This window comes from Listeria valentina, from assembly GCF_011800755.1.
Lineage (GTDB): Bacteria > Bacillota > Bacilli > Lactobacillales > Listeriaceae > Listeria > Listeria valentina.
The window spans coordinates 1-12033 of the sequence record NZ_JAATJW010000069.1 but is presented as its reverse complement, the minus strand read 5'-3'; the positions used below and the strand labels follow the sequence as shown (position 1 = coordinate 12033).

Annotated in this window: 13 protein-coding genes; 2 read left to right on the top strand and 11 right to left on the bottom strand. The window is 43.0% G+C overall.

The features are described from left to right. Nucleotides 1-151: 151 nt before the first annotated feature. The 6 genes from rsmI to holB all read right to left on the bottom strand — a co-directional run bounded on the left by rsmI (nucleotide 152) and on the right by holB (nucleotide 4298). A complete protein-coding gene (gene rsmI / locus HCK02_RS11930; protein ID WP_167630335.1) occupies nucleotides 152-1030 on the bottom strand; it encodes a 16S rRNA (cytidine(1402)-2'-O)-methyltransferase in 879 nt (292 codons plus the stop codon). 2 nt (nucleotides 1031-1032) lie between these two features. Next, complete coding sequence (locus HCK02_RS11925; protein WP_167630334.1) at nucleotides 1033-1296, bottom strand: GIY-YIG nuclease family protein; 264 nt, start codon at nucleotides 1294-1296, stop codon at nucleotides 1033-1035. Then, the gene (locus HCK02_RS11920; RefSeq protein WP_167630333.1) at nucleotides 1280-2020 is read right to left on the bottom strand and encodes a tRNA1(Val) (adenine(37)-N6)-methyltransferase; all 741 of its coding nucleotides are present in this window, start codon (nucleotides 2018-2020) and stop codon (nucleotides 1280-1282) included. Before HCK02_RS11920 ends, HCK02_RS11925 begins: the two co-directional genes overlap by 17 nt. A gap of 62 nt (nucleotides 2021-2082) precedes the next feature. Next, the gene (gene yabA / locus HCK02_RS11915) at nucleotides 2083-2457 is read right to left on the bottom strand and encodes a DNA replication initiation control protein YabA (RefSeq protein ID WP_167630336.1); all 375 of its coding nucleotides are present in this window, start codon (nucleotides 2455-2457) and stop codon (nucleotides 2083-2085) included. A gap of 10 nt (nucleotides 2458-2467) precedes the next feature. Further along, nucleotides 2468-3301: a PSP1 domain-containing protein gene (locus HCK02_RS11910; RefSeq protein ID WP_167630332.1), complete on the bottom strand. Its 834-nt coding sequence runs from the start codon at nucleotides 3299-3301 to the stop codon at nucleotides 2468-2470. Continuing rightward, the gene (holB, locus tag HCK02_RS11905; RefSeq protein ID WP_167630331.1) at nucleotides 3294-4298 is read right to left on the bottom strand and encodes a DNA polymerase III subunit delta'; all 1005 of its coding nucleotides are present in this window, start codon (nucleotides 4296-4298) and stop codon (nucleotides 3294-3296) included. The genes HCK02_RS11910 and holB overlap by 8 nt, the downstream gene beginning before the upstream one ends. Before the next feature lie 198 nt (nucleotides 4299-4496). Between holB and HCK02_RS11900 the strand changes: the two genes are divergently transcribed. Further along, the gene (locus HCK02_RS11900) at nucleotides 4497-5327 is read left to right on the top strand and encodes an STAS domain-containing protein (RefSeq protein WP_167630330.1); all 831 of its coding nucleotides are present in this window, start codon (nucleotides 4497-4499) and stop codon (nucleotides 5325-5327) included. A 46-nt stretch (nucleotides 5328-5373) separates the two neighbouring features. Here the strand turns inward: HCK02_RS11900 and HCK02_RS11895 are convergent, their stop codons facing one another. Both HCK02_RS11895 and HCK02_RS11890 read right to left on the bottom strand, forming a co-directional pair. After that, nucleotides 5374-5883 (bottom strand): DinB family protein, encoded by a 510-nt coding sequence (locus HCK02_RS11895; protein ID WP_167630329.1) that lies wholly within the window; start codon nucleotides 5881-5883, stop codon nucleotides 5374-5376. 255 nt (nucleotides 5884-6138) lie between these two features. Continuing rightward, complete coding sequence (locus tag HCK02_RS11890) at nucleotides 6139-7092, bottom strand: alpha/beta hydrolase (protein WP_167630328.1); 954 nt, start codon at nucleotides 7090-7092, stop codon at nucleotides 6139-6141. A gap of 130 nt (nucleotides 7093-7222) precedes the next feature. Between HCK02_RS11890 and HCK02_RS11885 the strand changes: the two genes are divergently transcribed. After that, nucleotides 7223-7660: a MarR family winged helix-turn-helix transcriptional regulator gene (locus tag HCK02_RS11885; protein ID WP_167630327.1), complete on the top strand. Its 438-nt coding sequence runs from the start codon at nucleotides 7223-7225 to the stop codon at nucleotides 7658-7660. A gap of 195 nt (nucleotides 7661-7855) precedes the next feature. Here the strand turns inward: HCK02_RS11885 and yidA are convergent, their stop codons facing one another. The 3 genes from yidA to HCK02_RS11870 all read right to left on the bottom strand — a co-directional run bounded on the left by yidA (nucleotide 7856) and on the right by HCK02_RS11870 (nucleotide 11799). Beyond that, entirely contained in the window at nucleotides 7856-8662 is an 807-nt protein-coding gene (gene yidA, locus HCK02_RS11880; RefSeq protein WP_167630326.1) for a sugar-phosphatase, read from the bottom strand. Further along, a complete protein-coding gene (locus tag HCK02_RS11875; protein WP_167630325.1) occupies nucleotides 8655-11033 on the bottom strand; it encodes a helicase C-terminal domain-containing protein in 2379 nt (792 codons plus the stop codon). Before HCK02_RS11875 ends, yidA begins: the two co-directional genes overlap by 8 nt. Nucleotides 11034-11151: 118 nt before the next feature. Next, on the bottom strand, nucleotides 11152-11799 hold the full coding sequence (locus tag HCK02_RS11870) for a uracil-DNA glycosylase (protein ID WP_167630324.1): 648 nt from the start codon (nucleotides 11797-11799) through the stop codon (nucleotides 11152-11154). Between the last annotated feature and the right edge of the window lie 234 nt (nucleotides 11800-12033).

Here is a 12033-nt window from a genome sequence, read left to right as displayed (position 1 = left end):
AAGGAGGCTCTTTATTTTGAAAATTTTTAAGTATTTACTCTTTTTGTGTCTACTTTATTGACATCTATCCAAGTCTTTGTATGTATTTTTTCGATACCTTGTACCAATTCCCACAACAAAAGCTGATCCTTATTTGACCAGCTTTTGTTTTTTATTCAATTTCATGATAAGCCGCGTAAACTTCACGTTTTGGCAGATTACGTTCCTTAGCCACTTGCTTAATCGCCTCTTTCGAACTGATGTCCTCACGCGCAATCAACTCTTCCACATGTTCCCGGGCAGAAAGTTCTTGCCACCAAGCCGCTTCTTCATCGACTTCTTCCACATCGCTTCCCGCAACAACAAGACAAAACTCGCCGCGAACATTCTCTTCCTTGCTCCACGCCAGTGCTTCTTCCACCGTCCCGCGCAAATACTCCTCATAAACCTTCGTAAGCTCGCGGCAAAGCGTAATCCCGCGTTCTGGACCTACTGCCTTCAAAATCGCCTTGAGCGTTTCCTTCAGTCGGTGCGGCGATTCATACAAAACCCAAGTTTCCTTACGCTTTCCAAGCTTTGCAAGAGCCGCGTCACGTTCCTTAGAACTGCGAGGTAAAAACCCATGGAAATAAAACGGTTGGGGAAGCTGTCCTGATGCGATTAGGGCTGTAAGAGCCGCATTTGCCCCTGGCAACGCCACAACGGGTACCCCTTCTTGCAAGGCTTTTGCGACGAGTTCGTAACCGGGGTCCGAAATAGCTGGCATGCCGGCATCGCTCACAAGCGCAATCGTTTCTCCGTTTTGCAGTTGTTCGACGAGTTCATTTTCGCGTTCACGCTCGCTATACTGGTGGTAGCTTACCATCTTCGTGTGAATTTCAAAGTGATTGAGTAACTTGATCGTATTTCGCGTATCTTCCGCCGCGATCAAATCCACTTCCTTGAGCATTCTGACAGCGCGAAACGTCATATCTTCTAGGTTGCCAATCGGAGTCGGCACCAAATAAAGCGTCCCTGCATCTTGATTTTGGAAACTCTTTTGACTTTGCATCTTCACTCCGCCTTTCCTTTCAGATAATTTTCTTTCGCTTTGCGTGACAAATTTTTAAAAGCCGCTTCCGCCTTCATCGCTTCACTCCGCGTTTCAAACTTCTCAAAATGAATCACATGAACCGGGCGGCGCGTCTTCGTATATTTGCAACGAATGCCAGCATTGTGTTCCTCTTCACGCCGCGTTACATCTGTCGTATAGCCTCCATAAAAAGTCCCATCCGCGCATTTTAACACGTAGAAAAAATGCTCATTCGACTTTGCCATATAAAATCTCCTTCACTTCTGCTGTATACTCGCCATTTTCTTGATGGACCACAATCGGCGGCAAGTAGCGAACGCCGGGCTTCGCATCTTTCGTCCCTTCAACAAGCATCATATTAGCATCGCGCGCTTTTAGCGGGTGAACAAATTGAATGCGCTTGGGTTCTAGCCGGTACTGCTGCATCAGCTGCGTTAGTTCAAGCAAGCGCTCCGGTCTGTGAACAAAGCTTGCCTTCCCACCTTGCTTGAGAAGCTCTGAACTGACCCGAACGGCATCTTCAAGCGTGCACATCACTTCGTGGCGCGCAATCCGAAAATGCTCATTCTCATTAAATTTATTCGTCTCAAGACTCGCAAAATAAGGTGGATTACAAGTCACTAGCGAATGCTTCTCTTTTTGAAGCGCCGGTGCCGTATTTCGAATATCGGCTTCAAGCACCGTGATTTGATCTTCTAATTTATTGTAAGCCACACTCCGCCGCGCCATATCTGCAAGTCGCGGTTGGATCTCAACCGCTGTAATCGGGGCTTCTGTATGTTTGCTTAAAAGAAGCGGGATGATGCCATTTCCGCTGCAAAGATCCACGATACTTCCTTTGTGGACTGGTAAATAAGTAAAATGCGCCAGCAAAACAGCATCTAGCGAAAACGAAAACACCGTCGGACTTTGAATGATCCGCATGTTTTCCGCCAGTAAATAATCCAGTCTTTCGTCACCCTTTAACATCTTTCTCTCACCTTTAAAAAAGCGCCTCTCTCCTTGAGCAAAACTTGAGAGAGGCGTTCTGTTTATTTTTTATTTAACAAAGATAAGCAAAACAAACAATCTTCATCATTTGTCCGCGGACTGCCAAAGTGAATATTGCAGATGTGAAAACCTTCTTGATAGAGCTTAACCAAATTATCGTGCCCTTCGCCGCGCTCAATCATTTGCTGCATGGCTTCCTTGCGTTCTTCCGCCATGACACCCTCGCTCTCGCTTTCCGTTCCAGCAACACTTTCTTCACCTAAGCGACGTCTTAAATAATCATTTTCAATTTGTAAGCGACTGTTTTCTTCAAGCATGCTGCCTAAATTGGTTTTCAGTTCGCCAAGCTGTTGGTAAAGTTCTCCGATTTGTTCTTCCATATTGCTTACTGAATCAAATAGTGCTTTTTTATCCACTTTCTTCACCTCAAGACTTCACCTTTTCAGCTAGAAATTCATTATATGGACGCAATTCATCTAATTCGTATTCAAGCGCAAGTTCTTCTTCAGGAAGCTTCACTTGTAAAATACGCTTCAGCAAATTGATTCCCGTTACTTTTCCTTCTTCTCCGTCTGGTGTCATCACTTTTGTGCCAACATCTGGCATTTCACGTTTCGCTGCTTCATATTCATCATTTTCATATTTCAAGCAGCACATAAGCCGCCCACAAAGTCCAGAAATTTTCGTTGGATTAAGCGACAAGTTTTGATCTTTCGCCATCTTAATCGAAACAGGTTCAAAATCACCAAGAAACGTTGAGCAACAAAGCATCCGCCCGCAAGGTCCGATCCCGCCAAGCAACTTGGCTTCGTCACGTACCCCAATTTGTCTGAGTTCGATCCGCGTCCGAAAAACGGAGGCGAGATCTTTAACGAGCTCACGAAAATCAACACGGCCTTCTGCTGTGAAATAAAAAATGATTTTATTGCGATCAAACGTATAATCAACATCCACCAAATTCATTTCAATTTCATGTTCATGAATCTTTTCATCGCAAAGCAAAAACGCTTTTTCGCAAGAGGATTGGTTTTCCTTGACTGATTGATAATCCTCCTTCGTCGCGATTCGAATGACATTTTTAAGTGGCAACACGACATCTTCCTCGTCTACCATACGTGGTTCGATAACCGCTCTTCCAAACTCGATTCCCTGTGCGTTTTCAACGATCACCCCTTGATCTTGTTTAATATCTAGATCGCCAGGTGAAAAATAATATATTTTACCAGCATCCTTAAAACGGACGCCTACGACTTTAAGCAAATAAATGACCCCCTTGCAACTTTAATACCAACTCTTCCATCAATAGCTGTTGATTCATATTGGAATCCAGTTTTCTCTTAGCTTCTAAAACCGTTTCCATATCTTGCGTAATCGCTTGAAGTGAAAACCGAAGTGCATCACGTCTTAAAAGTTCGGCTTGCCCTGCTGAAATCGGCTCATAATTTTCTCCAAGCATCAAATGAAAGACATCCCGATATAGCAGTAACAGCAAATCAAGGCCTACGGCGAGAGCTGCCTTATCTTTAAAAAGTGGCATCCACGTTTCTTGTATAAAAATCAGTGGCTCTACCCCACCGTGGTGCAAACCTTCATATAACTTCACAGACGCATTTCGCGCTTCTTGAAAAAATTCATCTTCATTTAATCGTTCAGCTTCCTGAACACTTCCCGTCAAGCTTGCAAAAATCCGAGCTTTCTGCTGGCTTATTCCAACTTGTTCGAGCTTCTTCACGAGTTGTTCGAAAGGGAGCTCTCGAAAAGCAACTGGTTGAAGTCTTGAAGCAATTGTTGGCAAAATCTTCGCTGGGTTCGTGGTTAAAAAAAGTAAGAGCGTCCCAGCTTCCGGCTCTTCTATAAATTTAAGCAGGCTATTGGCCGATTGAACGGTCATTTTATCTGCTTCATCTATAATCAAAACTTTTTGATTGGATTCCATGCCTTGCTTCATGAGTTCCGAGCGGATTTCGCGAACTTGATCGATCTTGATGCTCGCCCCGTCCGGTTCAAGCCAGTGAACGTCGGGATGGTTGTCATTTGCGATTCGCGTGCAGTTTACACAATGTGAACAAACTTGAACTTCATCCGTTTGCTCTAAACAAAATAAACTTTGCGCAAGCCAAAGTGCCAAACGTTTTTTTCCAACGCCATTTGGGCCATGAAAAAGATAACCATGTGATAAGCGATTTTCGCGCTTACTGCGTTTGAACAGATTCATAACAACAGGTTGCAGTTCCTCTAATTCAGCTTGTAGTTCCACAAAAAACTTCCTTTCCGATTCATTCTTTCCTATTATAACACGTCTTATAAATCTCGTCGGTATTTTTAACAAAAAAACAAAATTGTTGTTTTCTTGTCTTTTTTAGAATTAAAACATAGACAGTTGCTTCATTTCAGCATAAAATAGTGGGGAGCACAGTAGAAACCCGAGAATGGAACAAGAAAGGCGGGGCGTAAAATGAAAGAAATGCAAAAACATATTAGTCAACATCTAGTGGAACACATGGATGATATTATTGAAAAATGGCTAGACTCCATCTATTCGATGAAAACTCCATACACTAGCCCAGTCTATGAGCCACTTTATAAAGCAGAATTAAAAGCAGATAGCAAGCAAACGGTTGGCCTCGTTACCGACTTTTTCGCAGATGACCAAGAAAAAGTCAAAACTTCACTAAACAACTGGCTAGAACACATGTATCAGCGACGTATAAAAAACAATGTCCCGTTGCCGGAAGTCATCATGACACTTGACAAATTGAGGCAGCAAGTTTTAAATGCCATTGCTGACCTTGCCATTCAACATGCGGAAATTACGAAAGAAGATTTTGCGGAAACCATTCGCCTGTCTAACCATGCTTTCGATAAAATCATTGGCGACTTCACAACGATGTATTATACGCAAATTGTTGAGTACATCGAAAGTCAGCGTTCATTCATTGATGAAATCAGCGCACCTGTTATCGCCATCACTGATAGCATCGCTATTTTACCTGTCGTAGGCCGAGTCGACCGAGAACGAGCACAACATTTGATGGAAAGTGCGATCAAGCGCTGTAATGACCTTTCAATCGATAGTCTTTGCTTAGATCTTTCAGCAAGTACTACTTTTGATACCGCACTTGCCGAAATGCTTTTCCATCTAAGTAGCGTAACCAAGTTATCTGGCATCGAACTAGTTCTGTCTGGTATTAAGCCAAAGATGGCGCAAGAAATAATTCGAGTCAATATAGATGTTGATATCCCCGCTTATCATTCATTAAAGGAATTTTTGAAAAATCAAATTTAAAAAGCTCAACCGCGCGTGGCGGTTGAGCTTTTCCTATTAATATTTCTTATTTTCCAATCACTAATCGTCTCGTGTAAACCGCTTGGCCAGAGTGCATGACCGCATCATCAATCGCCGAGACTAAGCGAACTTGACGTGTCACAGCAGGTGTCCAATTCTCATCAATGACTTCTTCAAGCGAAGCTTCCTCTACATTTTCCAAGTATTCCTTAACAAATTGTACACTTGCCGCTAAATAATCAATCAGCAAGTTTTTATCTGATACCACTACTTTGGCAGCCTCTTCTGGGGTGTGTCGCCAGACTTCTGTATCATCAGGCAAATCCAGCGCAAATTTAGCTGACCATCCTGCACTTAGCCATAACGGTTCCTTATTCGCAAGATCAGAAACTTGATAATCAAGCTCCCGCGCAGTGTGCCAAATCAACCAAGTGACCGATTTAATAAGTGGTTTAGGCATCGTATTCGCTTCCTCTACATTCATTTGCTGAAGCGTATCCAAAAAGCGTTCTTGCGCCCGTTCTAAAGTTTCAATAGACAGTTGTGTAATTTTCATTACTATTCTCCTCCCAGTTTATTTCAATTATGTTCATGAATCACTATTTATACTTCCCTATATTTTAGGATTAAATCATGAATTTCTAGATCACAATCCACTTTTTTCTCCACACTAAACGCTTTAATCTCACAAACTTTAAGGTATTGATAAACACTGCAAATCCTTCCAATACTAAAAAACGCTTATCTCTATTTTCTAAAGATAAGCGTTTTTACTACAAGAATATTTATTCTTAAATCAATCAGTAATCAATTACAAGTTATTTCTTCTATTTATCCATTCAGTCGATAAAGTCATTGCCGCCCGTGCAGCTTTTGTTTGGTCTAGCGAATTGACCATCACAAAATCATGAATCATTCCTTGGAATCTAGTTTGAGTCACTTCTACCCCTGCGTCTCGTAATTTACGTGCATAAGCTTCTCCTTCATCACGTAAAACATCTGCTTCTCCATTTAAAATCATTGCAGCTGGTAGGTCTTTTAGTTCATCGATGGATGCTCTTAGCGGAGAAGCTGTGATTTCTGCGCGCTCATTTTCATCTGTTGTATATTGATTCCAGAACCACTGCATGCCTTCTTTGGTTAAGAAATAGTTTTCCGCAAATTCATTATACGATTCCGTATCAAAGTTGGCATCTGTAACAGGGTAGTAAAGCACTTGTTGTTTAATAGGTAACCCTTTACGTTGTTTAGTCATAATGGTCATGACTGTGGCCATATTGCCCCCTACAGAATCGCCCGAAACTGTTAGCCGTTCGATATCCATTTTCTTGGATTCTGCAACCGAAGCTAATTGTTGTAGAATCGCATAATTTTGTTCAATTGCTGTTGGATATTTTGCTTCTGGAGATAAGCTATATTCTGGGAAAACTACAACGGAATTTGTTCTTACTGCTAATTCTCGAACTAGCTTATCATGCGTTTTAGCACTACCAAACACCCAGCCAGCACCGTGTATATAAAAGATCACTGGTAGTACCGCATAATTTCCAACAGGACGGATAAAACGAACATTAATTGATCCATATTCCCCAGTATCCATTAGCTGATCTTCAATATCCACGTTATATTTGTTTACTGGAGACTCTTGCACTTGTTCAAGCAATGCTCTGCCATCTTTTGGATCTAATTCATAAATACGTGGATGAGGTGCATTTGCCTCACTAAATTCGATTGCTTCTTTTTCTAATGAAATTCTTTTTGTCATAACTAACCACTCCTTTAATTTTATATTTTTATTTTAATCGCACACGATTAAATCGTCAAGGATTAAAACTTGTGTGATTGTTTTTTTTGTTCTACACTATAAAAAAATGCTAGAAATGGAGTAATACACTATGCAATCTAAAAAGAAGTTACCGCCTTTAAGCGACCACCTTTGTTTCTCGCTTTATGCCACGTCACGTGCCATTCAGCGTCTTTATCATCCAGCTTTAGAGAAAAACGGTTTAACTTATCCTCAGTATTTAATTCTTGTAACTTTGTATGATTTAGAAACCCTTCCACTGAAAGAATTAGGAGAAAAATTAGACTTATCCAGCAATACATTAACTCCTCTTTTAAAAAGAATGGAACAACATGGTTTAGTAGAACGCTTGCGGAGCACGGAAGACGAGCGTGTTGTTAGAATCACTATCACAGACTTAGGGAAATCTAAACGAGAAGAATCTTATGATCTTCCTAATATCCTTTTGAACCGCTCTAGCCTAACTCAAGAGGAAATGAATGAACTCATCAGGTTGATTGGTCGCTTATACGAAGACACCCGGAAATAATTTATCTGTAGACTGATTTATGCGCTTGTGCCTCCGCTACACACAAAAATACAAAAAAGAACAGAATTGCTCTAGTCTCCATTTTATAGGTGGATTCATTTAGCAGTTTCTGTTCTTTTATTTTGATTAATCATTCTTGTTATTCTAGTCTTCCCTTACCCTTAGAGAGCAAAACATCTTTCTTAGCAAAAAACATCAAACTCCCCAAGTTCGAAGCGCGTAGGCGACACCGTCTTCGTTATTGGTTTTCGTGATGTAGCGCGCCAAGCCTTTTATTTTTTCGGTTGCATTCCCCATCGCAACCGGTAGGCCCGCAAATTCGAACATCGACACATCGTTTTCAGCATCGCCTAGGCACATCACTTCGCTAGGCAAAATCCCTAGTTTTTCACTAAGGGCTTGTAATGCGGCTCCTTTACTTACGTGTTTATGCAAAAACTCTAAATTATAAGGCACACTTCGGACAATGTAGTAGCGTTCTTTGAGCTCATCCGTTAGCGCCGCCATCACTTCTTCAATTTTCTCTGGCTCATCAAGCAGCATTACTTTTGGAATTCGAATCGCATCGCTTGCTTCACTTACGAGCTGCGAGTAAAGCGGCATATTCAAAAGCAGTGAATCGCGCGCCGTCAATATCGAAATTTCGCGATGCGGTACGTACATTTTTTCCGCATCAAAGTACGTCACATGAGCCGAATGTGCATCGCAAAAATCGAAAATCACTTCTAAATCGGCTTTATTAAGTGCCTGATCCGCCACAACTCGCCTCGTTTTCGTTTCAAGCGTCATCGCCCCGTTCATCGTGACCGCCACGTCGCCATCCTCGAATAAATCAAGCGCCGCAAGACTTTGATGGATCCCGTCAAGCGGTCGTCCCGTACAAAGCACCGGCCTTATGCCACGGTTTTTCGCCTCCGCGATTGCTTGCTTCACGTCCTCCGTAATTTCATGCTGATCGTTCAAAAGCGTGCCGTCAATATCAATTGCTACCAGTTTAATCATCGCTATCCGCCTGCTCCTCTCCAGAAAAATCGTCCTCTAAAGTGTACGCGAAGTTCCAAAAGCGCGCAAGTTCCTGCTTCAAAACCTTTGGGCTAGAAACGGATTTCCAGTTTTGCCAGTGCCTCGGGAATTCGCTTACGTAGCGCGGCTCATTAAAACGCTGATCAATTAAAAGCACGATGCCGCGGTCTTGTTCGCCGCGGATCACTCGCCCTGCCGCTTGAAGCACCTTATTCATGCCAGGAATCTGATAAGCATAACGAAACCCTGACGCCGCCTCGCGTTCATCAAAATAATCCTTCACAAGATCAAGCGCTCGGTTTGGCTGCGCCAAACCGACACTCACAATCGCGGTTCCGATCAGCCACGCGCCTTTTAAATCGACACCTTCCGAAAAAACGCCGCCTAAAATGGCAAATCCCACTACTGCATGCCCTTCCTGAAACGCATCCACAAATTCCGTTCGTGCTTCTTCTGGCATGCTGGCCTCTTGAATCCGCGTTTCAAGATCTGGATGGGCATCCGAAAAACGGCGATAAACTTCTTCCATATAGGCATAAGATGGGAAGAAAAACAAATAATTGCCGCGCTTTGCTTCGACCATCTCAAAAAGCGCTTCTGCAATGGAATCATAGCTGGACGCGCGCCCTTTAAAGCGGGTATCAATATAGGATAGTGTTAAAACTTGCAAGTGTTCCATTCGAAATGGTGAAGGGAAGCTCAAGCGGCTTGTATCCGCTTCGCCGCCAAGCAATTTCGTATAGTAAGCGAGCGGGGAAAAAGTAGCCGAAAACAAAATGCTTCCAGTTCCAAGCGCCATCCGTTCTGCGAGTAACTGCGATGGATCCAAGCAAAGCTGTTTGATGTGGGTATCTTTTTTCGCTTCCACCAAGGTTTGATAGTGTTCATCATAAAATTCTGCGATCTTGCCGTAAGACCGCGCTTCAAAAAACAATTCCAATACTGCTTGATGCGTATCAGTTGGGGTATGCTTCCCGAGCCATTCTTGCGCGATTTCATTAAATGCATGCACTTTTTCATTGAACGCTTTTAGCGCTTCTTTTTGTACCAATTCGCCTGTCTCTGGCGTGACTTCTTTGCCGATTTGCAGCATTTGCTTGTTCAACTGGTCAATCGCGCGGTGAAGTTTGTGGTCTTCTTTGGGGACTTGCCGCAACACATCCAAAACTTGCCGCTTAGATAGCGCCGCTGAGTACATTTCTTTCGCCCGGTCAACGAGGTTATGCGCTTCATCGATCAAAAATGTGTAACGTCCTTTCGTATCTGCAAAAAAGCGCCGCAAATAAACGGTTGGATCAAAGACATAATTGTAATCGCAAATAATCAAATCTGAAAAAAGCGCGGCATCAAGCGACAATTCAAACGGACAAACGGTGTGCTTTCGCGCGTAAGTTTCAATGACTTCTCTTGAAAGTAAATCTTCATGTTTCAATAAGTCAAACAGCGCTAAATTAATCCGGTCAAAATAACCGCGGGCAAACTCACAGTCATCTGGATTGCAGCGCCGCTCGGTCAAAAAGCAAATTTTGTCTTTCGCCGTGATCGTCGTGCTTTTGAGTCGCAATTTTTGGCGCCGCAATTCTTGAACTGCATCTTCAGCCACTTGGCGTGTCGCCGTTTTGGCCGTTAAATAAAAAATCTTCTCCGTCTTATCTTCTCCGATGGCTTTGATGGCCGGAAAAAGCGTTGAAATCGTCTTGCCAATCCCAGTTGGTGCTTCGCAAAACAGCTTTTCTTCCGTGGCGATCGTTCTGTAAACCGCAATCGAAAGTTCACGCTGCCCTTTGCGGTAAGCTGGATATGGAAACTCGATATGTTGGATCGTTTCTTTTCGCACCGCTCGAAAGTCGTGCATCAACTTGGCAAATTCAGCAAACTCCTCGATGATTTCCTTGAAAAATTGTGCCATTTCAGCAAGCGTCATCGTGCGTTCGAATCGCGAAATCGCCTCTTCTTCGAGATGAAAATAGGTGAGCTGTATACGAATGCTTTCCTTTCCTTCTTGCATCGCATAAAAATAACCATACAAAATCGCCTGCGCCCAGTGAACCTCGGCTCCCTCGCCTTCAAAATCCACCGTCGCCACATGAGTTGTTTTAATTTCATCGATCAGTTCCCCGTCCACGATCCCGTCAGCGCGGCCGTGGATGCAAAATTGGATTCCCTTTTCTTCGCATTCAAAGGCAAGCGGGACCTCGCTTTCATAGCCTTCTCCCGCTTCTTTTTGAAGTTTTTTATGGATTTTCGTTCCTAAAACTGCCCGGTCTGGCTCGCTCATCCGGCTGTCAATGCTGCCTGATTTCTTCACAAACTCCACCAAATGCCGCACCGAAATTCGCACTTCTGTCACATCAACCACTCGTTCCGTTTTCTACAAGCTTATCACAAGAACATTCGTTCGTAAACTAGAAACGAGGCGTTCGACTAAACCGCCTCAAGCAGCTTAACCAAACGCCTCGTTTCTTGCTTCACCAATTTATTTTCTTTTCCCCTAGCTCTTCCAATAAGTCGTTGATCTGACTAAACGGTTTGCTGCCAAAAAAGCCGCGATTCGCCGAAAGCGGGCTCGGGTGAACGCCCGTCAGGATTTTATGCTGCGGGTTCGTTATAAGCGCAGCCTTTTTTTTCGCGTCATTTCCCCAAAGTACAAAAATGACAGGTTTTTCTCGGTCGTTCAAGCTCCGAATGATTTGGTCGGTAAAGATTTCCCACCCTTTCTTGCGGTGCGACCCAGCTTTTTTGACGCCATCAACGGTTAAAACGGTATTAAGTAACAAAACGCCTTGCTCTGCCCAGTCCGTTAAATCGCGTTTCGTGCGCTTAATGCCGAGGTCGCTTTCCAGTTCTTTGAATATATTTCGAAGAGATGGCGGGAATTTGGCTTCGCTCGTTGCTACTGAAAAGCTCAAACCATGTGCCTGCGCTTCGCCGTGATACGGGTCTTGACCAAGCAAAACCACTTTGACATCTTCATAAGGGGTGAGCTCGAGAGCCCGGTAAATCTCATCTTTTGCAGGATAAACGGTTTCTGTTTGGTAAGCTTGGTCTACAAAGGTTGTCAGTTCCTGAAAATAAGGTTTTTGTTTTTCTTCATTGATTAGTTCTTGCCAGTTCATCGCTTTTGCCTCCTCATCCATTCTAGTATAGCGAATCAAAGTGCTTACGCCAAATAAAAGCAGGCATTCACATATTAGACATTATTTTCTTTAATAATCGGCACTTAGTTCCACTTTTATCGACTAAATTTGTTCTAATCTCAATTAGGTAATAAATAAAGTCTAGTGGTAATAAGTCAAGCTGAACTTTTAAATTATTTTCAAGGAAAAACTAATTTTTGAGCGCACTGAACT